This window comes from Pseudomonas syringae pv. tagetis, assembly GCF_022557255.1.
In the GTDB taxonomy this organism is placed as follows: Bacteria; Pseudomonadota; Gammaproteobacteria; order Pseudomonadales; family Pseudomonadaceae; genus Aquipseudomonas; species Aquipseudomonas caricapapayae.
This window is the reverse complement of sequence record NZ_CP092923.1, coordinates 644348-667495: the sequence shown is the minus strand read 5'-3', so window position 1 is coordinate 667495 and position 23148 is coordinate 644348. Positions and strand designations below refer to the sequence as shown.

Here is a 23148-nt window from a genome sequence, read left to right as displayed (position 1 = left end):
AGGGAGTGATTCACATGCAAGACACCACCACCTTCGACCTGCCGATCAGCGGCATGACCTGCGCCAGTTGCGCGGGTCGGGTCGAGCGTGCCCTGGCCAAAGTGCCGGGGGTCAACAGCGTGACGGTCAACCTGGCCAATGAACGCGCCCATGTCGACACCGCAGCCCACACCGATCCGCAAACCCTGATCGATGCCGTCAGTCATGCAGGCTATGGCGCGACGCTGGCTCAGGACCGTCGCGCCGAAGCTGACCAGAAAGCGCGTCACCTGCACAACGAACGTTGGGCCTTGCTGTTGGCCATCGTGCTGGCACTGCCGCTGATCGTGCCGATGCTCCTGACGCCGCTGGGCGTGCACTGGATGCTGCCTGCCTGGGTGCAATTCGCGCTGGCTACACCCGTGCAGTTCGTACTGGGCGCGCGTTTTTATGTGGCTGCCTGGAAAGCCATACGCGCAGGCGCAGGCAATATGGACCTGCTGGTCGCCATCGGCACCAGCGCAGGCTATGGCCTGAGCGTCTATCAATGGCTGGTGGCTGCACCCGGCACGACACCGCATCTGTATTTTGAAGCGTCGGCGGTAGTCATCGCGCTGGTACTGCTGGGCAAGTATCTGGAAAGCCGCGCCAAGCGCCAGACAGCCAGTGCCATTCGTGCCCTTGAGGCGCTGCGTCCGGAACGTGCGCTACGTGTGGTCGACGGCGTTGAACAGGACGTTGCGATCAGCTCGCTGCAGGTGGGCGATCAGGTGCTGGTCAAGCCCGGCGAGCGGTTTCCGGTGGATGGCGAAGTGGTCGATGGCCGCAGTCATGCCGATGAAGCGCTGATCACCGGTGAAAGCCTGCCGGTGGTCAAGCAACCGGGTGACAAGGTCACGGGCGGCGCGATCAATGGCGAAGGCCAACTGCTCGTGCGGACCACAGCGCTGGGCGCAGAAACGGTACTGGCGCGCATCATTCGTCTGGTCGAAGACGCCCAGGCGGGCAAGGCTCCGATCCAGAAGCTGGTGGATAAAGTCAGCCAGGTGTTCGTACCCGCCGTACTGGCGATTGGCTTCTTCACACTGGGCGGATGGCTGCTGGCCGGAGCCTCGCTTGAAGTGGCGCTGATCAATGCAGTCGCCGTGCTGGTGATCGCCTGCCCATGCTCTCTTGGCCTTGCGACACCCACAGCAATCATGGCCGGAACCGGCGTGGCGGCGCGTTACGGCATTCTGATCAAGGATGCAGAAGCACTGGAGCGCGCCCACGATGTCGATGCCGTGGTATTCGACAAGACTGGAACACTGACTTCCGGCACGCCGCGCATCACCAATATGAGTGCCGTGCAGGGCAATGAAGAACACCTGCTGCAGCTGGCAGGCGCACTGCAACGCGGCAGTGAGCACCCCTTGGCCAGGGCGGTGCTGGATGTGTGTCATGAATGGCAACTCAGCCCCGATGCAGCAGAAAACAGCCATGCGCTGAGTGGCCGGGGCATCGCCGGCACCGTTCAGGGCCGTGAACTGGCGCTGGGCAATCGACGCCTGCTGGATGAAAGCGGCCTGCCGATGGGCGAGTTGAGCGAATCCGCACGTATCTGGGAAGCCGAAGGGCGAACATTGTCCTGGCTGATCGAGCGGGCCCCGGAGCCTAAGGTCATCGGCATGTTCGCCTTCGGTGACACCCTCAAGCCTGGAACGGACCAGGCTATCAGAGCATTGAATGCACGCGGCATCACCAGCCATTTGCTGACCGGCGATAACCGCGGCAGCGCTCAGGTGGTTGCCAGGGCGCTGGGGATACATGACGTACACGCCGAAGTGCTGCCTGCCGACAAGGCCTCCACCGTCACCCGGCTGAAAAGCCATCATGTGGTTGCGATGGTCGGTGACGGCATCAACGACGCTCCGGCGCTGGCCGCAGCGGATGTCGGTATTGCAATGGGCGGCGGCACGGATGTCGCGATGCATGCAGCGGGTATCACCCTGATGCGCGGCGACCCGCGACTGGTTCCGGCCGCGCTGGAAATCAGCCGGCGGACCTACGCGAAAATCCGCCAGAACCTGTTCTGGGCGTTCGTCTACAACCTGATCGGCATTCCTTTGGCGGCGCTGGGCTACCTCAACCCGGTATTGGCTGGCGCGGCCATGGCGCTGTCCAGTGTCAGCGTAGTGAGTAACGCGCTGTTGTTGAAAACCTGGAAGCCCCGCGACCTGGAGGACAGGCCATGAATATCGGTCAGGCGGCGAAAAGCAGTGGCTTGAGCGCAAAGATGATCCGCTATTACGAATCCATCGGCCTGCTCAAGGCGGCTCATCGCAGCGACAGCGGTTATCGCCTGTACAGTGCGGACGATCTGCATACGCTGGCGTTCATCAAGCGCTCAAGAGACCTGGGGTTTTCACTGGAAGAGGTCGGCAAACTGCTGACCCTCTGGCAGGACCGCCAACGGGCCAGTGCCGACGTCAAGGCACTGGCCCGTCAGCACATCGCCGAGCTGAACCGCAAGATCGACGAACTGGCGAGTTTGCGTGACACGCTTCAGGAACTGGTAGAACACTGCCACGGCGACGACCGCCCGGACTGCCCGATCCTCAAGGACCTGGCATCGGGAGGGTGTTGTTGATGGGGGTGCCTGCCGCTCAAGAGCGGACGCAGAGCGTCCAGAACTGCATGCGACGCAGAGCGTCGCACGATAGTTGAGATTATCGTTCCGCACGCTCCAGCGTCGGAGTGCAGTTCGTGACGCTCTGCGTCACACGGCGGCGCAGAGCAGTGCACAAGAGTCAGTCAGGTTTTACTGCATCCACGGCGGCGGTGGTTCTTCGCTGGACTTGCCCGGTGGTGCGTCGTCTGCGGCACGAGCAGCCTGGCGGCGGGCTTCGTCGAGACGGGCAGCTTCGATTTCACGCAGTACGCCACCCACATCGGCTTCGTCCTCCGGCTCATCGAACTCACCGGTCAGTACCGTGGCTGGCGACAGGGTGCCCGCCTCGTAGTACGACCACATTTCCTTGGCGTATTTGGTCTTCCTGAGTTCCGGCGCAAAGCGGCCGAAGTACAGTGCCATGTTGCCCACGTCGCGCTCCAGCATGCTGAACGCGTGGTTGTTGCCCGCGGCATCGACCGCTTGCGGCAGGTCGATGATGACCGGACCGGACGGTGCCAGCAGCACGTTGAACTCGGACAGGTCACCGTGCACCAGGCCGGCACACAGCATCAGCACGATCTGTTCGATCAGGAAGGTGTGATACTCCCGTGCCTGATCAGGCTCCAGCACCACATCGTTCAGCCGCGGCGCTGCATCGCCATATTCATCCGCCACCAGTTCCATAAGCAGCACGCCTTCCAGGAAGTCGTACGGCTTGGGAACCCGCACACCCGCGCTGGCCAGACGAAACAGGGCAGCCACTTCGGCGTTCTGCCAGGCGTCCTCCGTTTCCTTGCGCCCGAACTTCGAACCCTTGGCCATGGCACGGGCCTGTCGGCTGTTGCGTACCTTGCGACCTTCCTGATACTCGGCCGCCTGACGGAAACTGCGTTTGTTAGCCTCCTTGTAAACCTTGGCACACCGCAGCTCATTGCCACAGCGCACCACATAAACAGCTGCCTCTTTACCACTCATGAGCGGGCGCAGCACCTCGTCGACCAGACCGTCTTCGATCAGGGGTTCAATGCGTTTAGGAGTTTTCATCAGCTTTTATTGTGGGTCCTTTGTTGCCAGATACGCGATTGTTGCCGTTATACGGCAATCCTCCGCCAGCGAGTAGGGGTAGAGCCCTGTGGATTGAAAGGTTTTTTAAGCGAAAACCACGCAATCCCCCGGTTTAAAGCACCTTTCGTGCCGTACGGCCGATAAAAGATATTCCGGGACAAAACGTGTAAAACCCGAAAACGCCTCGTTAGATGCATCCGTTAGTGCGCAATAGAATCCGGCGTTACTTGAACAAATCACCGGGGGTATGACCGAACAACCCTTTGAACGCAGCGATAAACGCCGACGTCGAGTCATAACCACACGCCAGCGCGGTATGAGTGACACTGGTGCCCTCTTCCAGTGCAGAAAGTGAAGACAATAACCGTGCCCGCTGACGCCAGCCACGAAAGCTCAAGCCGGTTTCGCGCTGAAACAGGCGCATCAGGGTTTTCTCGGATGTGCCGAGACGGGCCGCCCAGTCGTGCAGGGTAATCAACCGGCCCGGCTCTTCTATCAATTCGCTGCACAACGCAAGCAGACGCGGATGACGCGGCAACGGCAGCGAAAAACCGACTTCCGGCAGTTGCGCCAACTGATCCAGGAGAACCTGCACCAACCGCGCTTCATGGCTTTCCTGCTCGGGGTAGTCCACGGGCAACAGACAGAAGCTTTTGATCAGTTCACGGGCCAGCGGCGTGACTTCCAGCACTCGGCAACGCTGCGGAACCCAGCCGGAGTCAGCCGTGCGGATGTACAGACTGCGCATTTCGGCACGCATGGAGGTCACGACTTCGTGCTCAAGCCCGGCGGGCACCCAGACACCCCATTGCGGCGGTGCAAAAAAACTGCCCTCGGCGGTGTGCACTCCCAGAACTCCGCTTATCGCGTAGGAAAACTGCACCCAGTCGTGGCGATGAGGCGGCGTCCATGAACCGGCGCTGAGGCTTTCGGCGCGAGCGTACAGTGGCCGTGGCAGACCGGACAATGCGGGTATGTGCCGCTCGCCCGCAGGATGACGCTGATCGATTTGTCCGTTAGTCGGCATCTTATGGCCTTATGTCGCAAGACGGCTGCAGAGCAACAGAGTAGCCTGCGCGCATCTTCATTTACAAAAGTTGTCCAGACTAGCCATGCAAGCACTCAAACACTTCAAGCGCGTCGCCACCGACTGGTTCCTCTGGGGCATGGTTCTGGCGACGGTGCTCGCCTACTTCTTTCCACGCTTTGGTGCCAGTGGCGGCAGCATGCATGCTGAATACGTGATCAACATCGGCGTGTTCGTGGTGTTCTTTCTGCATGGCGTGAACCTGTCCAGCGAACAGATCAAGCGAGGGCTGACCAACTGGCGTCTACACGTGATGATCCAGACGTTCACGTTCGTGGTGTTCCCGCTGATCTGGCTGGTGTGCGACAAGCTGCAGGGTTCACATGTGCCTGCATTGCTGATGCTGGGCTTTTTCTATCTGTGCGCCCTGCCCTCGACCATTTCTTCCTCGGTAGCGTTGACTGGCAGCGCAGGCGGCAATGTCCCTGCGGCGATTCTCAACGCCAGCATGTCCAGCGTCATCGGTATTTTCATCACGCCTTGGCTGGTGAGCCTGTTGGTCGGGACAGGTGCCGGCGGGATCGATCTGGGCGACACGCTGCTCGACCTGTGCGCCATGCTTCTGCTGCCGCTGGTCTTGGGCCAGTTGCTGCGACCGCTGCTGGGCAAGTTTTTCGCGCGGCACAAGAAATACACCAGCCTGATCGACAAGCTGGTCATCCTGCTGCTGGTTTATGCGGCGTTCTGCAATTCGATGATCTCCGGCATGTGGCAGAGCCAGGGCAACAGCGTGATCCTGACGGCGTTCATCGGCACCGCATTGTTACTGGCGGTGATTCTGTTGATGACCACGCGCACAGCGCGAGCGCTCAAGTTCGATCATGCCGATAAGGTCGCGGCGGTGTTCTGCGCCACCAAGAAGTCCCTTGCCGCAGGCGCACCGATGGCCGCCTTGATCTTCGGCAGCAATCCGGGCCTGGGGCTTATTCTGTTACCCATCATGATCTATCACCCGATGCAGCTGATCGTCTGCTCGATCATCGCCGAGAGCTACGCCAGTCGTCATCGCCAGCAGCTTTCGGAGGCCGCACTGGCAGACGCTCGGGCCGCCTGATCAAGATCTACATCAGCGCGTCATCGTCCAGCGTGACGCGCGCGTAAAAGATGATTGCCACGGTTGGGATCAACGCTGAATAACCCGGCCTGAGCGCAGTGCCAAAGTGCGTCAGGAGACGCTGCACCGGTGCCTGGCGAATAGCGCCCAGTAGCCCCTTGATCGCGCCGGGCGCGTTCTCGGTTTGCGCAGGTTTGAAAAACGCCGCAACGGTCAGGCGCTCGGCCAGTGCGTCGACATGCGCGGCATATACGTCCCAGCTCATTGCGCTGACACTGGCACGGGGCATTTGCACCAAAGGGTGCGCATTGTTGAACGCATGCCGAAAAAACGTCCTGAGCAGCAGTTCTTCCACTTCGACCACTGTCGCGCACTGGTGCAGCGAGTCGCTCAGGCCGTACTGCCGCGCCAGCATGCCCAGCACTCGCGTGTACGGTACGCCTCGACGCCGGGCGGCATTGATCAGAAAGTGTCCGGCAACCAACTGGAATTCGCGCACGAATGCGTAGGTGCGATCCGCTTCATTTGCCTTGAGACGCGTCCATCGACTGCTGCACAAATGTTTGATGGCCGCCTCCAGCACATAGTCCGGCGAGCGGGCCAGAACGCTGTGCAGCCAAATGTCCTGCAGGACCGGGTCGCGGGTCATTGTCGGCAAAAGGGCAACGCCGGTTTCCAGCCCTTCACAGCCGCTGAAACGGGTTGCAATCAGCACTTCCTGCAAACGTCGCCAGTAATAGTGATGGCGGTAACCCGGCATTCGCACGTTCTCGAAGTGCTCGACTGGCGTACGCCCAAGGCTCTTTTCGCCCAGATTCAGCAACAGCACGTGGTCTTCAGTCGAGTACGCATTGATCAGCCGCCCGCTGATTCTCTGCTGAAGCACTTCTGCCTCGGCAGCATTAATGCGCACCGCCGCTGCCATCAGTAATACATCACCCACCACAAGTCCATGCTCGGGCGGATGCTCCAGGTTCTTGAGCGCGCTGACCAAAAGCCGACCGCCCAATGAATGACCGATCAGATTGACCTGTTTGACGCCCGGATGATGTTCGAACAGATAGCGGTCCAGCTGTGCCAGCAATACCTTGCCCATGTCACGGGCACGGTTGCGGATACGCGCAAAATGCACAACCCGGTCTCCCGCCAGCGCTGCTGCGCCTGCCAGCGGATGCACACGTGCAGCGGCCATCAGCAGGCCACGGGAGCGGTTGTCCATCTGGGTGAAATGGCTGGAGGGCCAGAACGCCAGGATATTCACACTCTGGCGCAAGGCACCGGGAATGCTGTTGGCCAGCATGCGCCGGTCGTCCAGATCATGCCCTGACGAATAGCCGTGAATGAAAACGTTGGCGACCTCGCCCGACGTCTTGGGCAGGGTCAGAAACTTGAAGTGATTTTCCACGTTGTCCTGTCACGCATGGGCGGGTTGCACGCTCAATTTCTGACGATGAAGCGCCTGGCGATCAATATGATCAGGCGCAGGCAGAACATGATACCGGTCACTGCGATGACCCATTTGGCAACCAGCAGAAAATAGCTTTCGATGTCATCGGAAACCAACCCCACCAGCAGGCCCATTCCGCCGATCAGCAAACCGATCAGCGCAAGCCCGACATAGGGCCTCAGCCATCGGGTCCGCGAGCCCTTGTCGAACAGATAGAGCACGGTGCCGATCAGGATCAGAAGTACCGATACCCCTATAATGAGCCCCATGCCTTACCTCAACGTTACAGGCCAATAATGCCGATTGATCATCCTGCACGCTGTTTCCAGTCTTGGATATACAGCGCGGCGCAGATTGTGACGCAGAGCGTCACGAAATGCATTCCTGCGCTGATAACCTCAACTATGACTATCGTGCGACGCTCCGCGTCGGCATGCCGTTCTGGACGCTCTGCGTCCTGCCTTGAACAGGCGGCGTGGCGCGAATCTTTGACGCAGAGCGTCGAAATGCATTCCTGCGCTGGAGCCTAGGAACGATAACCTGACTATCGTCTGACTTTAACGCTCCAGAATCGCCGTAACGCCCTGCCCGCCATCTGCGCAGATAGAAATCAGTCCACGTCCGCTGCCTGCTGCGTCGAGCAGTTTGGCCAGGTTGGCGACGATACGGCCACCGGTCGCGGCAAACGGGTGACCGGCGGCCAGTGAGCTGCCCTTCACGTTCAGTTTGCTGCGGTCAATCGACCCCAACGGCGCGTCCAGCCCAAGCCGGGTCTTGCAGTAATCGGCATCTTCCCAGGCCTTGAGCGTGCACAGTACCTGAGCGGCAAAGGCCTCATGGATTTCGTAGTAATCGAAGTCCTGAAGGCTCAGGCCATTGCGTGCCAACAGGCGAGGGACCGCGTAGACAGGAGCCATCAGCAGCCCTTCTGCGCCGTTGACGAAGTCGACCGCCGCGGCCTCACCATCGCGCCAGTAAGCCAGCACCGGCAGGCCGCGCTCGCGAGCCCATTCTTCGCTGGCTAGCAACACCACCGATGCACCGTCAGTGAGCGGCGTCGAATTGCCGGCCGACAATGTACCTTTGGCGCTGCGCTCGAACGCGGGCTTGAGGCCGGCCAGCTTCTCGATCGTCAGGTCAGGGCGCAGGTTGTTGTCGCGGATCAGCCCCCTGTACGGCGTCATCAAATCATCCTGCCAGCCCTCGGCGCAGGCTGCGGCCATTTTAAGATGGCTCTCAAGCGCCAGTTGATCCTGCGCGCTACGCTCTATGCCCCAGGTCTGCGCCATCAGTTCGCAATGCTGGCCCATCGACAACCCCGTGCGCGGCTCGCCGTTGCGTGGCAGCTCCGGCTTGAGGTGATGCGGGCGTAACTGCATCAGGGCCTTGACTTTGTCGACCGGTGTCTTGCTGCGGTTGACCTGCAGCAAAATCTTGCGCAGCCCCTCGTTGACGCCTATCGGCGCATCGGACGTGGTGTCCACGCCCCCGGCGATGCCGCATTCGATCTGCCCCAGCGCGATCTTGTTGGCCACCAGCAACGCGGCTTCCAGACCGGTTCCGCACGCTTGCTGAATGTCGTACGCCGGGGTCTGCGCCGACAGTCGCGAGCCGAGCACGCATTCGCGGGTGAGGTTGAAATCTCTGGAGTGCTTGAGCACCGCGCCTGTCACCACTTCGCCCATGCGCAGCCCGTGCAGATTGAAGCGCTCGATCAGCCCCTCCAGAGCAGCGGTGAGCATGTCCTGATTGCTGGCAGTGGCGTAAGGGCCGTCGGAACGGGCAAACGGAATGCGGTTACCGCCGACGATGGCGACCCGACGAGGATGCGTCATGGAAAACTCCCTTTCTTCAAGCGAATGGATGAGCCGTGTCGATCGCAGAACAAACGTCATGCCACCGTGGTCCATTCCTTTGAACCCCGACTTCAGGAGAGTGTTCCATGCCGTCAGATCGCTATATTGATTTCGCCAATTCCGACATGGGTCGGCGACTGGTGAACGCCGTCGGTCTGCCTGCTCCCACCCACCTGGAGCGCTGGCAGGCCGGGCGTCTTCGTCCTGTCGAGGGCACCCTGCTGATCAGTGCCGGACCGCTGGGTGATCAGGTCCGGCAGTTCGCCAGCCGCCTGACAGACTCGCTTTACAGCTTCGGCAGCGACATGCCCGGTGCAACGACTTGGGTATCCAATCAGGGGCCTCGCCTGAAAGCCGTGGTCTTTGATGCCAGTCAGATCCTGCGCACCGAGCAACTCAGGCAACTTCGCGACTTCTTTCAGCCGCTGCTGCGTAACCTTGACCATTGCGCCCATGTGGTGATCCTCGGCAGAGCCCCCGAGACCCTCACCGATCCGCTGGCGGCCAGCACTCAGCAGGCCATTGAAGGCTTCAGCCGCTCGCTGGCCAAGGAAGTGCGCAACGGCGCAACGGTCAAGCTGTTGCAAGTGGATGAGGACGCACAGGATCAACTGGAAGGTGCCTTGCGCTTTTTCCTGACGCCCAAGGCTGCGTTCATTTCCGGTCAGTTCGTGCACCTCAGTGCCTGTCCGAGCAAGGTGCAGGACTGGACTCGCCCGCTGGCCGGGCGCAAGGCTGTGGTAACCGGCGCAGCACGTGGCATCGGGGCGTCGATCGCCGAGACCCTGACGCGTGACGGCGCGCACGTCATTCTGCTGGACGTGCCGCAGACCAGAAACGAACTGGAAGCATTGGCCTCAAGGCTCGGCGGTCAGGCTCTTGCGCTGGATATATGCTCGGCGGATGCTCCGGCCCAGTTGCTTGAGCACTTGCCCGACGGCGTCGACATACTGGTGCACAACGCCGGTATCACACGCGACAAGACGCTGGTCAACATGCCGGAGGATTTCTGGGACTCGGTGTTGGCGGTCAACCTCAACGCCCCGCAAGTGTTGACTCAGGTGCTTCTCGACGCAGGAGCCTTGAAGGATAACGCCAGGATTGTGCTCATGGCCTCGATCAGCGGCATTGCCGGTAATCGCGGGCAAACCAACTACACCACCAGCAAGGCCGGCCTGATCGGCTTTGCCAGGGCTATGGCTCCCGGACTCAAGTCGCGTGGCATCAGCATAAACGCCGTTGCACCGGGCTTCATCGAAACGAAAATGACCGCGCACATGCCGTTCACCTTGCGCGAGGCCGGGCGGCGCATGAGTTCACTGGGTCAGGGCGGCTCACCCCAGGACGTTGCCGAAGCAGTGGCGTGGTTCAGTCAGCCGGGCAGCGGCGCGGTGAGCGGCCAGGTTCTACGTGTATGTGGTCAAAACGTGATCGGGGCCTAAGGTCCCGCACCGAGTTCAAGGAGATGGATGATGACGGCTCACTGGCGCTACCTCAATTCCCTGCAGCCCCTGTCCAACCTGTTCATCCAGGCAGCGCTCAGGCGCAAGGTCACCGGCTCGCAGTTACCTGATCTGGGCTTGCGAAGCTGGATCACGGTCGATACCGACAAACTTGACGCGTACAACAAGGTCTGTGGGTTCGAAGAAAGCAGCCTGCTGCCGCCGACGTATCCACATGTGCTGGCCTTCCCGCTACAAATGCAGCTGATGACGTCACAGGAGTTTCCGTTTCCGTTGCTGGGGCTTATTCACCTGGCCAACTGCATTCGCACGCATCGTCCGCTCGGCGGCGTAAGCCAGTTGTATATCAGCGTTCAGGCCACCGACTTGCGTCCACATGCCAAAGGCGCGACCTTCACGTTGGTCACTCAGGCCGAGGACGGCATGGGGCTTCTTTGGGAAGAAGAAAGCACCATGCTCTGCACCGCCGTACACCTTGAAGATGCGCCTGTCATACATCCCGAGCCTGTGCCGCTGCCCGTCAGCGAACTGGACAGCTGGAGGGCCTCCGCACAGACCGGTCGCGAGTACGCCAAGGTATCGGGTGACTACAACCCGATTCACCTTAGTGCGCCCACCGCCAGGCTGTTCGGTTTCCCGCGCGCCATCGCCCATGGAATGTGGCTCAAGGCCCGTGTGCTTGCGGCGCTGGGCGAGCATTTGCCGGCCTCGAATGTCGAGATCAGCGTGCAATTCCAGAAGCCGGTGCGCCTGCCTGCCGACGTGACACTGTCCGCCAGCGCTGCCGGTTCTCATGGTCAGTTCCGTGTCGAAGGTCAGGAGGGCATCGTGCATATGGTCGGCAGTTGGCAGCCAGCAGCCGAATAACGCTCCCCGATAAAGACCTGTGACGGGAGCGCTGCTCCCTTCAACGGCTGAACAAAGCTCACAGCCCACTTGCCTGGTGCCTTGATTCCCCTGAAGCTATGCGTCTTCAGGAGAGCACGATGAACCTCGACGAGTTGACCCAACGCCTGCACCGCATTCGCGACCAGAATGACTGGAAGCCATTTCACAGCCCGAAAAATCTGGCCATGGCTGCCAGCGTGGAAATGGCCGAGCTGGTGGAAATATTCCAATGGCTGCGCGAAGACCAGTCCCGCGAACTGCCTGCCGACCAGCTGAAGCACGCAGGTCAGGAGGTCGGCGATATCGTTCTGTATTTGTTACTGCTATGCAGCGAGCTGGGGCTGGACATGGAAACCGTCGTGCGCGACAAGCTGGCAGACAGCGAGCGGAGATTTGCCAAGTGAGTGATCGTCATTTCGACCAGTTGGCGACCCGCTTTGCGGAAAAAATCTATGGGGGGGCCAAGGGTGCCATTCGCCTGGCAGTGCTGCAGGCCGACCTGACCGAAACCCTGCCCTCGCGACCGCTTCGCGTACTGGATATCGGTGCCGGGCTGGGGCACATGTCGCTGTGGCTGGCCGAACAAGGGCACCAGGTAACACTGGCCGAGCCCGCCGAGCCGATGCTCGAAGGCGCACGTCAGCGCTTTGCCGCTGCCGGACAGACGGCAACCTTCATTCAGGCCCCTTGGCAGGCGCTGCCTGAATTACTGAGCGACACTTATGATCTGGTGCTGTGCCACGCCGTGCTGGAGTGGCTGGCCGAACCGTACGCGATTCTTCCGGTGCTGCACCGGTTGACCAAAGCTGACGGATGGTTGTCACTGGCGTTTTACAACCGTGATGCGCTGATCTATCGCAACCTGCTGAAAGGTCATTTCCGCAAGATGCGCAAAAATGACATGGCCGGGGAAAAACAGAGCCTGACGCCACAGCAACCACTCGACCCTCGGGCGCTGGCGACGCAACTTGAAGGCCTCTGGCAAGTCGAAACCCGTAGCGGCGTGCGAGTGTTCCACGATTACATGCCGGTCGAGTTCCAGGCTCGGGCCGGGCTGACCGATCTACTGGAAATGGAACTGGCGCATCGGCGTCATCCCGCTTTTGCCGGGCTGGGTCGATACCTGCACTGGATATGCCGTCCGGTCTGACATTCACTGCGGAGACCACCATGAAATACCGTGCTGCCTGGTTTGCCATGCTTCTGGGGACAGGCCTGCTGGGGATTAGCGCCTGCCAGAGCGATAATCCGTATGTGGCCAGCTCGCTGCCCATGCCGCCCGCCCCACCGCAAGCGGCAAAGACACTGGACATGAGCGCCTACCCCGCGCCGCCGCGTGACTATGGCCGGTATCGGTCCTGGGGCTGGCTCAACGGCCAGTTGCCGCCCGGTACGGCGTGGGTGGACTCGGCACAGGTGGTCGAAGCGGTCAGCAATGGTCTTGATCAGCGTGGCTTGCGACCTGCTCGCGGCAATCAACCGGCAGACCTCTACGTCAGCGCCACAACCCGCCAGGAAACCCGGCTGCGTCAGGTGCGTGAGGATTACGATCCGTACTACGGCGGCGGCATGGGCTACGGCCGCTACGATGGTTACCGGCCCGGTTACGGCGGATACGCCAGCGTGCCGGTGGTGCGCACGTACCGGGAAAACGTAATGGTGGTGCAGATCAACCTGATCGACGCGCGCACCGGCCAACCGGTATGGAGCGCCAGCGCAGACGCACGCGCCAGCAATAATCTGGCAGACCGCAGTACCGCATTACGTCAGGCCGTGCAACAGGCCCTGACGGCCTACCCCCCTTCGTGACTTCGGAGAACTGCCATGTTCCGCCGTATTGTTCTGCTGTCCTGTTCCTTGCTGCTGGCTGCCTGTCAGAGCAATTCGATCAATCGCGACTTCGATGCCCAACGGGATTTCGGCGGCTATCGTAACTGGAGCTGGAAAGAACCCGCCGTTCAGTATCAGCCGGACAATGACCCTCGGCTCAAAAGCGATCTGACCGAGCAACGCATTCGCCAATCGATCAACGAACAGCTCGACCAGCGCGGCCTGCGCATGGCCGCTGCCGGTGCCCGGCCGGATGTGAAGGTTCAAGCCTGGCTGATTGTCGAAAACCGCCAGCAGACCGTCAGCACCAATTATGGTGGAGGCTGGAACCCTTGGGGCGGTTATGGCTACTGGAACGGGCCAATGAGCACCGAAACCCGTAGCGTGGACTACAAGGTCGGCACCCTGCAGATCGATATGTTCGATGGCAAGGACGGCAAGCTGGTCTGGCGTGGCAGCACCGAGCGCATCCTCAACGACAACGCCGGCAACCCGACTGAACGAGAGCAGGCCATTCGAACAACTGTGGCGAAAATCCTGGAACAGTACCCACCGCGCTGACGGGATTTGACGCTACTGCCAGACACAGCTACTTGCTCCCGCGCTAACACTTCAGCGCCCAGCCGCCCATGGTAGCAGCGCATACAGACGGGGGCGTCCGGAAATGCAGCATGCCGACGCACATGGATATGGAAGCAAAAGCCCGGACTCAAGCCTGCAGATCGCCCTGCATTTCATCGAGCAATTCCTGAATCGCATCAAGTCGTTCTTCAGGGTCGTCGATTTCCAGCAGTTCGACTTTGTCCTTCTCGGTGAACGGCAGCAGATAGGCTAGCTGGTTGGACAGTGAATATTGTCCACCGGCAGCCACTCCCATGTTCAGGGACGCCACCATCGGATGTTCGGCCAGCGCCTCCAGCAGGGCGACGAGGTCTGCGTCCTCTTCCTGCAGCGGGCGCTCCAACGGCTCTTCCAGCCACTCTACCTCGGCCACCAGCAGTTGATCGCGTTGCACTTCAGCGGCGACCACGCGGAAGCGACGCCCCCCGACAACGCGAATACCCAGCAAGCCGTTTTCCTGCTGCTGGAAATCCGTGACCAGTGCTTCGCAGCCGATCAGTGAGTAACCGCCCGGCACTGCGCCCACTTCACTACCTTCGGTGATGCACACCACGCCAAAGCCTTCCCCCTGCTTCATGCAGCGGCCGATCATGTCCAGATAGCGGGCTTCAAACAACTGCAGATCAAGCACGCACCCTGGAAACAGCACAGCGTTCAATGGAAACAGTGGCAACGTCATGGAAAAGCCTCCTTTAAATGGCCAGCGACATCGCCAACGGCAGGAACAGTGCCGTCGCAACGCCCATCAGACTCATTGCCAACGCAGCAAAAGCCCCCGATTCCTCCCCCTCCTGCAATGCTACGGATGTCCCTACCGCATGGGCGGTAAGTCCCAGCGCCATGCCGCGGGCAGCAGGATTATCAACGCCGGCCAGCGACAACAGGCCGGGGCCGAAAATGGCACCGAATACGCCAGTAATCAATACAAAAACCGCCGCCAGGGCTGCAACGCCACCGATCTGCTCGGCGACCAGCATGGCGATGGGCGAAGTCACGGACTTCGGCGCCATGGTCATCAGAATCATGTGGTCGGCACCAAACAGCACCCCGAACCCCACGCACAACCCGGTAGCAAAAACCCCGCCGACTACCAGCGTAGTCAAGACCGGCCACAACAACTGCCGGATTCGCCGCATATTCAGGTAAAGCGGGACAGCCAGCGCAACGGTCGCAGGCCCCAGCAGCGTGCTCAGAATTTCAGTGCTTTTGCGGTACTCGGTGTACTCAAGGTCACAGAACAGCACAACCCCGATCACCACCACCATCGAAACCAGCACCGGCTGCAGAAACAGCCAGCGCGTCCGTTCGTAAGCAGCCATCGCCAACTGATACGCCCCCAGAGTGATCGCGATGCCAAAAAGCGGATGGTGAATGACCGACATCCATGCACCGTGCCAGTCCATGTTCATGGTGCCTCCTGGCGGCGGGCCTGACGCCTGATGAGGGCCTGCATCAGCCAGCCGACGAAGGTCACGGAAATCATCAGCGACAGCGTCAAGGTGCCGAATATCGCCCAGAAGTCCTCGGCGATGGCCGACGCATAAACCATCACGCCAACGGCAGGCGGCACCAGCAGCAGCGGCAGATAGCGCAGCAGGCTGCTCGCGGCCATGCTGATCGGTTCGCTCACTTCACCGCGCAGCATCAGATAAGCCATTAACAGCACAAGCCCGATGATCGGCCCCGGCAATATCGACAGAAACAGATGGTTGAGCGCAGTCCCCAGCAATTGGAACAGCACCAGCCATGTCAAACCCCGTAACAACATGAGGACTCCAGCCTGTAAACGAATCCGGCGAATTATCGGCGTCATTATAAACACGCCACGCCAGAGGTCATGAGAGGGTATTCGCATTAAGGCCGTTGCTTGACCAACCGGCAACCCTCTGCTGATCTTGTGGTTCGTCCGCAGGCATTAGCCGACGCGGGCAACGGCAGTGCGATACACAACCCCATCAGACAAGGAGAGCGGCATGCCTTCCGTACCCGTCACAGAGCTCAAGCATTACATCGGCAAGGACGCAGGATGTTCGGACTGGCTGACCATCGATCAGGAGCGCATCAACCTGTTCGCCGAAGCCACAGGTGATTTCCAGTTCATTCATGTCGACCCGGTCAAAGCCGCACAGACCCCGTTCGGTGCGACTATTGCACATGGATTCCTGTCGTTGTCGCTGATTCCCAAGCTCATGGAGGGCATCATGGTATTGCCCGAAGGCTTGAAGATGGCGGTCAACTACGGGATGGACAGCGTGCGCTTTGTGCAACCGGTGCCGGTCAACTCTCGCGTACGTCTGAAGGTCCAGCTGACTGAAGTGACCGAGAAAAAACCGGGCCAATGGTTGCTCAAGGCCAACGCCACGCTGGAGATCGAAGGTCAGGAAAAACCCGCTTTTGTCGCCGAACCCTTGACCTTGTGTTTCGTGTAATACGTTTAAAACATGAAACAGTCGTAACAGACTGTTTCATCCCGCTTACTCGCTGCGGCATACTCCCCTGCGGTCGTGACCCATAACATCTGCCCCAGCAGAGCCGGGCTCGCCACTGAATCATTCTTTCGGGATCTCACATGCGCGCGCTCGCTCCATTGGCTTTGACACTCTTGATCGCAGGCTGCGGCGATGGCGAATCGATTTTGCCACCCGACGGCCGCCTGCCCGACGGCGGACGCTATCGCGGCGATCTGGTCAACGGCGTATTACAGGGCCAGGGGCGGATCGACTACCCCAACGGCAGTTGGTACGCAGGCCAGTTCGAAAACGGCCTGCGCCAAGGCCAGGGTGAGTGGCACGCCAGCAATGGCGACGTCTATAAGGGTGGTTTCGAGCAAGGCCTGTTCAACGGCCAGGGCCGGCTAACCACCCGCAATGGCGCGAGTTATGTCGGCAACTTCAAACTCGGGCTGCGCGATGGCGAAGGCACCCAGAAAGACAAGGGCGTGCTTTATCGTGGTCAGTTCAAGGCAGGCCTGTACGACGGTCCCGGCCGACTGGAACTGGAAGACGGCAGCCAGCACCAAGGCATGTTCGCCAATGGCAAGGCCAACGGCGAAGGCTCACGCAGTGACGCCAGCGGCAATCAGTACAGCGGTAACTTTGTCGACGGTCAATTGCAGGGCACCGGCAGCTTTACCAGTGCTGACGGCGATCAATATGTGGGCTATTTCCGCAACAGCCAGCTGAACGGCAAAGGTCGCTATGAAAACAGCGACGGCGACGTCTGGAGCGGTGAATTCAAGGACGGTGCCCTGACCGGCAAAGGCGAATTGATCGGTGCTGACGGCAGCCGTTATCAGGGCGACTTCGACAACTGGCGTTTCATGGGCCAGGGTCAGTTGCAACTGCCCGATGGCAGCCGCTATGTCGGTCAGTTTGCCGATGACACCTATGAGGGTGACGGTGTCCTGATCTCCCCGGATGGCAAGGAGCAGCGTGGCATCTGGGCCAACGGTCAACGGGTGCGTGACGCAAAAGGCAAGTTGCTGCCGGATGCACTTGAAGCCGGGCTGCTGGTGCAAGGCACCCTTCTGGAAAAAGCGCTGGCCGCAGTGCCTGCGTCGACGCCCGCTACCGAGCTGTACACGCTGGTCGTAGGTGGCGATGGCAAGCAAAGCGTGTTCATGCACGAGGCAGACTACGTCAGCAACCTGCTGAAATCGCGCTTTGGTGCTGTCGGGCAAGTCAGTCTGGTCAATCATCGCGACCACATGGATGACCGGCCAATGGCGACGCGCGAGACCATTACCCGTGCGGTCCAGACCCTCGCCCAACGTACCGGGCCTGAAGACCTGATATTCATTTACCTGACCAGCCACGGTACTCAGGACCATGAGCTGGTGCTTGACCAGCCACGCCTGTCGCTGGCAGACCTGCCTGCTGACGCCCTGGCTGCAGCCCTTGCGCCGCTGAAGAACCGTGACAAGATCGTGGTGATTTCAGCCTGCTATTCCGGTGGTTTCATTCCCGGTCTGAAAGATGAGCGCACGCTGATCATGACCGCCTCACGCGCCGACCGTGTGTCGTTCGGGTGCTCGGAAGAGGCTGATTTCACTTATTTCGGCGATGCACTATTCGCTAGGGCATTGGTCGAAACCGATGACCTGCAACATGCGTTCGATGAAGCAAAGGCCTATGTTGCTCAACGTGAGAGTGAAGACAGTTTCGACGCCTCCGAACCGCAAATATGGGCACCGAAAGGAGTTCTGGCGCGCTGGCAACAGTTGCGCAAAAGCCAGGCTGAACGCGCTTTGAATACGGCGTTGAACCGCACGGAAGCGAAGACCTCGACTAGCCGCTAGGCTTAGCAGTATCAAGGAGAACGATATGTACCTGACGCCGCAACACATCCTGCTCGCAGGCGCTACCGGCCTGACCGGCGAGCATTTGCTTGACCGCCTGCTCAACGAGCCGACAGTCAGCCGTGTGCTGGCCCCAACGCGCAAGCCGCTGGCAGAACATCCTCACCTTGAGAACCCGGTCGGCGAACTGAACACCCTGCTGCCGACGCTGGCGGGCCGTGTAGACATCGCGTTCTGCTGCCTGGGCACCACCATCAAGCAGGCAGGATCGCAAGAGGCCTTCAAGGCGGTCGATCTGGAGCTGGTGGTTGCGTTCGCCAAACGTGCTCGTGAGCTGGGCGCACGCCATCTGCTGGTGATCAGTGCGATTGGCGCAGACCCCAAGTCCAGTACCTTCTACAACCGCGTCAAAGGCGAGATGGAGCAGGCGTTGCGTGCGCAAGGCTGGCCGCAATTGACCGTCGCCCGCCCTTCGCTGCTGGTGGGCAGCCGCCCCGAAACCCGCTGGGTCGAGCAACTGGCAGCCCCCATCGCCAAACTGATCCCCGGCAAATATGGCGCCATTGAGGCCTGCCAGCTGGCCCGCGCCATGTGGCGCCTGGCGCTGGAAGAGCAGAACGGCGAACGTATTGTCGAGTCGGATGAACTGCGCAAGCTGGGCAAATAGGTGATGACCGCCGGGCCCGGACTATGATGGTCCCCACGCTCCGCGCTCGTCGCTATACACAAGCCCTGAAAAGTCCGGTGGACGGGGATTTCAAGCTTCTGCCCGCAGGGCGTGGTAGCGGACTTGTGTATAACGATCACCATCGATTGGTAGCGCTGGTAGTCGCTCTGGTGTCCCTCTAAAGCCCGCCTGTCGCCCGAACGCCCACCCCGGCCGCCGTCAGCAATGACAGTGGCAGCAGCAGGGTGTCGAGCAGCGCACTGCCCGGCAGGTCCAGGCCCGGGTAGGCAGGTGCTTCTGCACCGAACCGGTCAGCCGCACAGCAACCGCCCTGTAGCGCATACAGGTTAAGCCGTGTGCCGGCATACACCACTGGCGCACCGGGCTTGGCCGCATCCAGCGTGCGCGCAGTGGCACAGCCGGTCAGCGCCAGCACAAGCGAGATCGACAGCAGCTTATTCATCGCCGCCAACATGGTGCTCGCCCCAGCGCGGCAGCATGTCTTGAGGGATATTCAGCAGATTGAGAATGCGCGCAACGACGAAATCCACCAGGTCGTCTATGGTCTGCGGCTGATGATAAAAACCCGGTGAGGCAGGCAGGATAACCGCGCCCATGTTCGACAGCTTGAGCATGTTCTCCAGGTGAATGCTGGAAAAGGGTGCTTCGCGTGGCACCAGAATCAACTGGCGACGCTCTTTCAACGTAACGTCGGCGGCGCGCTCGATCAAATTGTTGCAGGCCCCGGTGGCAATTGCCGACAGCGAACCGGTAGAGCATGGCACCACCACCATCGCACTGGGCGACCCGGAGCCTGAGGCCACCGGCGACATCCAGTCGTCGCGACCATAGACCCGAATCTGCCCGGCAGACGCACCGGTGTACTCGGTCAGAAACGCCTGCATCATCATTGGCTTGGGCGGCAGACGTACATCGGTTTCGGTCGCCATCACCAACTGTGCCGCTTTGGAGATCAGGAAGTGCACTTCCCGGTCTTCACGCACCAGGCAATCCAGCAAACGCAGGCCGTATTGCGCGCCTGAAGCGCCGGTCATCGCAACCGTAACGCGCTCCGGGCCGCTCATCGCAGCGCCTCGGCCAGTTTGCCATGCAGACCGCCAAAGCCGCCGTTACTCATGATGACAATGTGCGTGCCGGGCTGCGCCTGGCTGTGAACCCTGGCGATGATTGCTTCAAGCGAATCACACACCACAGCAGGCACCTTGCCTCCAGCGACCGTAGCGCTCAGGTCCCACCCGAGACTGGGCGGGGCATACCAGACCACCTGATCCGCCTGATTCACGCTGTCCGGCAGGCCGTCGCGGTGCGCACCGAGTTTCATGGAGTTGGAGCGCGGTTCGATAACAGCGATGATCGGTGCATCGCCGACCTTCTTGCGCAGGCCATCCAGTGTGGTGGCAATGGCCGTCGGGTGATGGGCGAAGTCATCATAAATGGTGATGCCGCGTACCTCGGCGACCTTTTCCATGCGCCGCTTGACGCTCTTGAAGGCGCTAAGTGCCTGCACACCCAGCGACGGCAAGACGCCCACATGGCGCGCAGCCGCCAGCGTCGCCAGCGCGTTGGCCACGTTGTGCTGACCGGTCATGTCCCAGTCGACGGTGCCCTGAAGCTGCCCCTCGAACAGCACCTCGAAACGCGAGCCGTCTTCGCTCGACAGTCGCGCCTGCCATTGACCGTTCTGCCCCGTGGTCTGTACCGGCGTCCAGCACCCCATCTCGATAACCCGCGACAACGCTGGCTCGGTAGTCGGATGAATCACCAGACCTTCACTGGGAATGGTACGCACCAGATGATGAAACTGGCGCTCGATGGCGGGCAGATCCGGAAAGATGTCAGCGTGATCGAATTCGAGGTTGTTGAGGATCGCAGTCCGCGGGCGGTAATGAACGAACTTGGAACGTTTGTCGAAGAAGGCGCTGTCGTATTCATCGGCCTCGACGACAAAGAACGGTGTATCCCCCAGGCGCGCCGACACGGCGAAGTTCTGCGGAATGCCGCCGATCAAAAAGCCGGGGCTCATCCCCGCATGCTCAAGTACCCAGGCCAGCATGCTGCTGGTGGTGGTCTTGCCATGCGTACCAGCCACGGCCAGTACCCAGCGACCTTGCAGCACATGGTCGGCCAGCCATTGCGGCCCGGACACATACGGCAAACCTTTATTCAGGACATATTCAACCGCCGGGTTGCCACGCGAGAGCGCATTGCCTACCACGACCAGATCAGGTGCCGGGTCCAGTTGCGCAGAGTCGTAACCCTGGGTCAGCTCGATGCCCTGGGCTTGCAGTTGGGTGCTCATCGGCGGATAGACATTGGCGTCGGAACCGGTGACCCGATGCCCCAACTCTTTGGCGAGCACCGCCAGAGACCCCATGAACGTGCCGCAGATACCAAGGATATGAATATGCATGACCAACCTCTCAGAACATCTGCGCAGGTTAACGTAGGGAGGCTGAAATGGCACCCTGAGTTTGTCCGGCACATTGCGTGCGCGGGCCATTTCAATGCCCGGCAGATAAGCCTAAAGTCCTAGCCACGGCCGATTGCAAATGGCCTATTCTTGAACGCTTATTGCCAGATACCCGAAAGCAGAATCGACACAGACTCCCTCACAACAAGAACCAGGAGACATATCATGCGTTACGCTCATCCCGGTACCGAAGGCGCTATCGTCAATTTCAAGGAACGCTACGGTAACTATATCGGCGGCGAGTTCGTCGCGCCGGTCAAAGGTCAGTATTTCACCAACACCTCGCCTGTCACTGGCAAGGCTATCGCCGAATTTCCCCGTTCCACTGCCGAAGACATCGACAAGGCCCTGGATGCCGCGCACGCAGCCGCCGCAGCCTGGGGCTCGACCTCGGTGCAGGCTCGCTCGCTGGTCCTGCTGAAGATTGCCGATCGTATCGAAGCCAATCTTGAAGTCTTGGCCATTACCGAAACCTGGGACAACGGCAAGGCGATTCGCGAAACCCTCAACGCCGACATTCCGCTGGCCGCCGATCACTTCCGCTACTTCGCTGGCGTGCTGCGCGCGCAGGAAGGCAGCGCCGCCGAGATCGACGGCAACACCGTGGCCTACCACATTCATGAGCCGCTGGGCGTGGTCGGGCAGATCATTCCGTGGAATTTCCCGATTCTGATGGCGGCCTGGAAACTCGCACCGGCACTGGCTGCCGGCAACTGCATTGTGCTCAAGCCCGCCGAACAGACGCCGCTTGGGATCAGCGTCCTGATCGAGCTGATCGGCGACCTGCTGCCCGCTGGCGTACTGAACATCGTGCAGGGTTATGGGCGCGAAGCCGGCGAAGCGCTGGCCAGCAGCAAGCGTATTGCCAAAATCGCCTTCACCGGCTCGACGCCGGTCGGCTCGCATATCATGAAGCTGGCGGCGGACAATATCATCCCGTCCACCGTCGAGTTGGGCGGCAAGTCGCCGAATATCTTCTTCGAAGACATCATGAGCGCCGAACCGGAATTCATCGACAAAGCCGCCGAAGGTCTGGTGCTGGCATTCTTCAATCAGGGCGAAGTCTGCACCTGCCCATCCCGCGCGCTGGTTCAGGAGTCCATCTATCCTCAATTCATGGAAGCGGTGATGCGCAAGGTCGAAAAGATCAAGCGTGGTGACCCGCTGGACACCGACACCATGGTCGGCGCTCAGGCATCCGAGCAACAATTTGACAAGATTCTTTCGTACCTCGACATCGCCAAGGGCGAAGGTGCCGAACTGTTGACCGGTGGCAAGGTGGAGAAACTGGAGGGTAGCCTTTCCACCGGCTATTACATCCAGCCTACGCTGCTCAAAGGCAACAACAAGATGCGCGTGTTTCAAGAAGAAATCTTCGGCCCGGTGGTCAGCGTCACGACCTTCAAGGACGAGGCAGAAGCCGTCGCCATCGCCAATGATACCGAGTTCGGCCTGGGCGCAGGTCTGTGGACCCGCGACATTAACCGCGCCTACCGCGTGGGCCGGGCGATCAAGGCCGGACGCGTCTGGACCAACTGCTACCACCTGTACCCGGCGCATGCTGCATTCGGTGGTTACAAAAAATCCGGCGTCGGCCGCGAAACCCACAAAATCGCCCTGGAGCATTACCAACAGACCAAAAACCTGCTGGTGAGCTACGACACCAACCCGCTGGGGTTTTTCTAGGCAACGGCACCGCAATGATCGTCCCCACGTTATGCGTGGGGACGCATTTCTCGACCCCCTGCGT

Annotated in this window: 24 protein-coding genes; 13 read left to right on the top strand and 11 right to left on the bottom strand. The window is 60.5% G+C overall.

Translation table 11 applies throughout. From position 1 onward, the window contains the following. The first annotated feature begins 14 nt into the window (after nucleotides 1-14). Entirely contained in the window at nucleotides 15-2213 is a 2199-nt protein-coding gene (locus tag MME58_RS02915; protein ID WP_055006991.1) for a heavy metal translocating P-type ATPase, read from the top strand. Then, complete coding sequence (gene cueR / locus MME58_RS02910; RefSeq protein ID WP_055006992.1) at nucleotides 2210-2608, top strand: Cu(I)-responsive transcriptional regulator; 399 nt, start codon at nucleotides 2210-2212, stop codon at nucleotides 2606-2608. The genes MME58_RS02915 and cueR overlap by 4 nt, the downstream gene beginning before the upstream one ends. A 171-nt stretch (nucleotides 2609-2779) precedes the next feature. On the opposite strand, the gene MME58_RS02905 is transcribed toward cueR, so the two are convergent. Together MME58_RS02905 and MME58_RS02900 are read right to left on the bottom strand one after the other, a co-directional pair. Then, entirely contained in the window at nucleotides 2780-3676 is an 897-nt protein-coding gene (locus tag MME58_RS02905; RefSeq protein WP_055006993.1) for a PA4780 family RIO1-like protein kinase, read from the bottom strand. Nucleotides 3677-3920: 244 nt separating this feature from the next. Then, on the bottom strand, nucleotides 3921-4724 hold the full coding sequence (locus MME58_RS02900) for an AraC family transcriptional regulator (protein ID WP_055006994.1): 804 nt from the start codon (nucleotides 4722-4724) through the stop codon (nucleotides 3921-3923). Nucleotides 4725-4809: 85 nt separating this feature from the next. Here MME58_RS02900 and MME58_RS02895 point away from each other — a divergent pair, with 85 nt between their 5' ends. Then, complete coding sequence (locus MME58_RS02895; RefSeq protein WP_055006995.1) at nucleotides 4810-5838, top strand: bile acid:sodium symporter family protein; 1029 nt, start codon at nucleotides 4810-4812, stop codon at nucleotides 5836-5838. Between the two features lie 7 nt (nucleotides 5839-5845). Here MME58_RS02895 and MME58_RS02890 read toward each other — a convergent pair whose 3' ends face one another. The 3 genes from MME58_RS02890 to MME58_RS02880 all read right to left on the bottom strand — a co-directional run bounded on the left by MME58_RS02890 (nucleotide 5846) and on the right by MME58_RS02880 (nucleotide 9120). Further along, on the bottom strand, nucleotides 5846-7243 hold the full coding sequence (locus MME58_RS02890) for a DUF726 domain-containing protein (protein WP_054986882.1): 1398 nt from the start codon (nucleotides 7241-7243) through the stop codon (nucleotides 5846-5848). A 32-nt stretch (nucleotides 7244-7275) separates the two neighbouring features. Beyond that, nucleotides 7276-7554 carry a hypothetical protein gene (locus MME58_RS02885; protein WP_054986881.1) on the bottom strand — a complete coding sequence of 93 codons (279 nt, stop codon included), beginning with the start codon at nucleotides 7552-7554 and terminating at the stop codon, nucleotides 7276-7278. 288 nt (nucleotides 7555-7842) lie between these two features. Then, nucleotides 7843-9120, bottom strand: a complete 1278-nt coding sequence (locus MME58_RS02880; RefSeq protein WP_055007014.1) for an acetyl-CoA C-acetyltransferase — start codon at nucleotides 9118-9120, stop codon at nucleotides 7843-7845. 107 nt (nucleotides 9121-9227) lie between these two features. Here MME58_RS02880 and MME58_RS02875 point away from each other — a divergent pair, with 107 nt between their 5' ends. The 6 genes from MME58_RS02875 (at nucleotide 9228) to MME58_RS02850 (ending at nucleotide 13883) form a co-directional block, all read left to right on the top strand. Then, on the top strand, nucleotides 9228-10583 hold the full coding sequence (locus MME58_RS02875; protein WP_054986880.1) for a 3-oxoacyl-ACP reductase: 1356 nt from the start codon (nucleotides 9228-9230) through the stop codon (nucleotides 10581-10583). A gap of 30 nt (nucleotides 10584-10613) precedes the next feature. Next, nucleotides 10614-11471: a MaoC family dehydratase gene (locus tag MME58_RS02870; protein ID WP_054986879.1), complete on the top strand. Its 858-nt coding sequence runs from the start codon at nucleotides 10614-10616 to the stop codon at nucleotides 11469-11471. A 119-nt stretch (nucleotides 11472-11590) separates the two neighbouring features. Next, nucleotides 11591-11896: a MazG-like family protein gene (locus MME58_RS02865; protein WP_054986878.1), complete on the top strand. Its 306-nt coding sequence runs from the start codon at nucleotides 11591-11593 to the stop codon at nucleotides 11894-11896. Beyond that, a complete protein-coding gene (locus tag MME58_RS02860; protein WP_054986877.1) occupies nucleotides 11893-12642 on the top strand; it encodes a methyltransferase domain-containing protein in 750 nt (249 codons plus the stop codon). The genes MME58_RS02865 and MME58_RS02860 overlap by 4 nt, the downstream gene beginning before the upstream one ends. Before the next feature lie 20 nt (nucleotides 12643-12662). Continuing rightward, nucleotides 12663-13301, top strand: a complete 639-nt coding sequence (locus MME58_RS02855) for a DUF4136 domain-containing protein (RefSeq protein ID WP_054986887.1) — start codon at nucleotides 12663-12665, stop codon at nucleotides 13299-13301. A gap of 15 nt (nucleotides 13302-13316) precedes the next feature. Continuing rightward, nucleotides 13317-13883, top strand: a complete 567-nt coding sequence (locus tag MME58_RS02850) for a DUF4136 domain-containing protein (protein WP_055006996.1) — start codon at nucleotides 13317-13319, stop codon at nucleotides 13881-13883. A gap of 148 nt (nucleotides 13884-14031) precedes the next feature. Here the strand turns inward: MME58_RS02850 and MME58_RS02845 are convergent, their stop codons facing one another. The 3 genes from MME58_RS02845 to MME58_RS02835 are packed head-to-tail and all read right to left on the bottom strand — an operon-like array spanning nucleotide 14032 to nucleotide 15711. Beyond that, nucleotides 14032-14622 (bottom strand): LON peptidase substrate-binding domain-containing protein, encoded by a 591-nt coding sequence (locus MME58_RS02845; protein ID WP_054986875.1) that lies wholly within the window; start codon nucleotides 14620-14622, stop codon nucleotides 14032-14034. Nucleotides 14623-14635: 13 nt separating this feature from the next. Then, nucleotides 14636-15346 carry an LrgB family protein gene (locus tag MME58_RS02840; protein WP_162491480.1) on the bottom strand — a complete coding sequence of 237 codons (711 nt, stop codon included), beginning with the start codon at nucleotides 15344-15346 and terminating at the stop codon, nucleotides 14636-14638. A 2-nt stretch (nucleotides 15347-15348) separates the two neighbouring features. Beyond that, the gene (locus MME58_RS02835) at nucleotides 15349-15711 is read right to left on the bottom strand and encodes a CidA/LrgA family protein (RefSeq protein ID WP_054986873.1); all 363 of its coding nucleotides are present in this window, start codon (nucleotides 15709-15711) and stop codon (nucleotides 15349-15351) included. A gap of 205 nt (nucleotides 15712-15916) precedes the next feature. Between MME58_RS02835 and MME58_RS02830 the strand changes: the two genes are divergently transcribed. The 3 genes from MME58_RS02830 to MME58_RS02820 all read left to right on the top strand — a co-directional run bounded on the left by MME58_RS02830 (nucleotide 15917) and on the right by MME58_RS02820 (nucleotide 18907). Continuing rightward, nucleotides 15917-16372, top strand: a complete 456-nt coding sequence (locus tag MME58_RS02830; protein ID WP_054986872.1) for a MaoC family dehydratase — start codon at nucleotides 15917-15919, stop codon at nucleotides 16370-16372. A gap of 140 nt (nucleotides 16373-16512) precedes the next feature. Then, entirely contained in the window at nucleotides 16513-18240 is a 1728-nt protein-coding gene (locus MME58_RS02825) for a C13 family peptidase (protein WP_054986871.1), read from the top strand. A 25-nt stretch (nucleotides 18241-18265) separates the two neighbouring features. Continuing rightward, nucleotides 18266-18907, top strand: a complete 642-nt coding sequence (locus MME58_RS02820; RefSeq protein ID WP_054986870.1) for an oxidoreductase — start codon at nucleotides 18266-18268, stop codon at nucleotides 18905-18907. A 178-nt stretch (nucleotides 18908-19085) separates the two neighbouring features. On the opposite strand, the gene MME58_RS02815 is transcribed toward MME58_RS02820, so the two are convergent. The 3 genes from MME58_RS02815 to mpl are packed head-to-tail and all read right to left on the bottom strand — an operon-like array spanning nucleotide 19086 to nucleotide 21338. Then, nucleotides 19086-19370 carry a YceK/YidQ family lipoprotein gene (locus MME58_RS02815; protein ID WP_055007015.1) on the bottom strand — a complete coding sequence of 95 codons (285 nt, stop codon included), beginning with the start codon at nucleotides 19368-19370 and terminating at the stop codon, nucleotides 19086-19088. Beyond that, complete coding sequence (gene ubiX, locus MME58_RS02810; protein ID WP_054986869.1) at nucleotides 19363-19992, bottom strand: flavin prenyltransferase UbiX; 630 nt, start codon at nucleotides 19990-19992, stop codon at nucleotides 19363-19365. Before ubiX ends, MME58_RS02815 begins: the two co-directional genes overlap by 8 nt. Beyond that, the gene (gene mpl, locus MME58_RS02805) at nucleotides 19989-21338 is read right to left on the bottom strand and encodes a UDP-N-acetylmuramate:L-alanyl-gamma-D-glutamyl-meso-diaminopimelate ligase (protein ID WP_054986868.1); all 1350 of its coding nucleotides are present in this window, start codon (nucleotides 21336-21338) and stop codon (nucleotides 19989-19991) included. The genes ubiX and mpl overlap by 4 nt, the downstream gene beginning before the upstream one ends. 225 nt (nucleotides 21339-21563) lie before the next feature. Here mpl and exaC point away from each other — a divergent pair, with 225 nt between their 5' ends. Beyond that, nucleotides 21564-23084 carry an acetaldehyde dehydrogenase ExaC gene (exaC, locus tag MME58_RS02800; RefSeq protein ID WP_054986867.1) on the top strand — a complete coding sequence of 507 codons (1521 nt, stop codon included), beginning with the start codon at nucleotides 21564-21566 and terminating at the stop codon, nucleotides 23082-23084. Nucleotides 23085-23148: the final 64 nt, after the last annotated feature.

Excerpts from the sequence above, each read along its gene's own strand:
- MME58_RS02905 (WP_055006993.1), bottom strand. The coding sequence starts at position 3,676 with ATGAAAACTCCTAAACGCATTGAACCCCTGATCGAAGACGGTCTGGTC.
- MME58_RS02855 (WP_054986887.1), top strand. The coding sequence starts at position 12,663 with ATGAAATACCGTGCTGCCTGGTTTGCCATGCTTCTGGGGACAGGCCTG.
- MME58_RS02895 (WP_055006995.1), top strand. The coding sequence starts at position 4,810 with ATGCAAGCACTCAAACACTTCAAGCGCGTCGCCACCGACTGGTTCCTC.
- MME58_RS02830 (WP_054986872.1), top strand. The coding sequence starts at position 15,917 with ATGCCTTCCGTACCCGTCACAGAGCTCAAGCATTACATCGGCAAGGAC.
- MME58_RS02870 (WP_054986879.1), top strand. The coding sequence starts at position 10,614 with ATGACGGCTCACTGGCGCTACCTCAATTCCCTGCAGCCCCTGTCCAAC.
- MME58_RS02865 (WP_054986878.1), top strand. The coding sequence starts at position 11,591 with ATGAACCTCGACGAGTTGACCCAACGCCTGCACCGCATTCGCGACCAG.
- MME58_RS02915 (WP_055006991.1), top strand. The coding sequence starts at position 15 with ATGCAAGACACCACCACCTTCGACCTGCCGATCAGCGGCATGACCTGC.
- MME58_RS02835 (WP_054986873.1), bottom strand. The coding sequence starts at position 15,711 with ATGTTGTTACGGGGTTTGACATGGCTGGTGCTGTTCCAATTGCTGGGG.
- MME58_RS02820 (WP_054986870.1), top strand. The coding sequence starts at position 18,266 with ATGTACCTGACGCCGCAACACATCCTGCTCGCAGGCGCTACCGGCCTG.
- MME58_RS02885 (WP_054986881.1), bottom strand. The coding sequence starts at position 7,554 with ATGGGGCTCATTATAGGGGTATCGGTACTTCTGATCCTGATCGGCACC.
- MME58_RS02815 (WP_055007015.1), bottom strand. The coding sequence starts at position 19,370 with ATGAATAAGCTGCTGTCGATCTCGCTTGTGCTGGCGCTGACCGGCTGT.
- MME58_RS02880 (WP_055007014.1), bottom strand. The coding sequence starts at position 9,120 with ATGACGCATCCTCGTCGGGTCGCCATCGTCGGCGGTAACCGCATTCCG.
- exaC (WP_054986867.1), top strand. The coding sequence starts at position 21,564 with ATGCGTTACGCTCATCCCGGTACCGAAGGCGCTATCGTCAATTTCAAG.
- MME58_RS02845 (WP_054986875.1), bottom strand. The coding sequence starts at position 14,622 with ATGACGTTGCCACTGTTTCCATTGAACGCTGTGCTGTTTCCAGGGTGC.
- ubiX (WP_054986869.1), bottom strand. The coding sequence starts at position 19,992 with ATGAGCGGCCCGGAGCGCGTTACGGTTGCGATGACCGGCGCTTCAGGC.
- cueR (WP_055006992.1), top strand. The coding sequence starts at position 2,210 with ATGAATATCGGTCAGGCGGCGAAAAGCAGTGGCTTGAGCGCAAAGATG.
- MME58_RS02840 (WP_162491480.1), bottom strand. The coding sequence starts at position 15,346 with ATGGACTGGCACGGTGCATGGATGTCGGTCATTCACCATCCGCTTTTT.
- MME58_RS02825 (WP_054986871.1), top strand. The coding sequence starts at position 16,513 with ATGCGCGCGCTCGCTCCATTGGCTTTGACACTCTTGATCGCAGGCTGC.
- MME58_RS02900 (WP_055006994.1), bottom strand. The coding sequence starts at position 4,724 with ATGCCGACTAACGGACAAATCGATCAGCGTCATCCTGCGGGCGAGCGG.
- MME58_RS02875 (WP_054986880.1), top strand. The coding sequence starts at position 9,228 with ATGCCGTCAGATCGCTATATTGATTTCGCCAATTCCGACATGGGTCGG.
- mpl (WP_054986868.1), bottom strand. The coding sequence starts at position 21,338 with ATGCATATTCATATCCTTGGTATCTGCGGCACGTTCATGGGGTCTCTG.
- MME58_RS02850 (WP_055006996.1), top strand. The coding sequence starts at position 13,317 with ATGTTCCGCCGTATTGTTCTGCTGTCCTGTTCCTTGCTGCTGGCTGCC.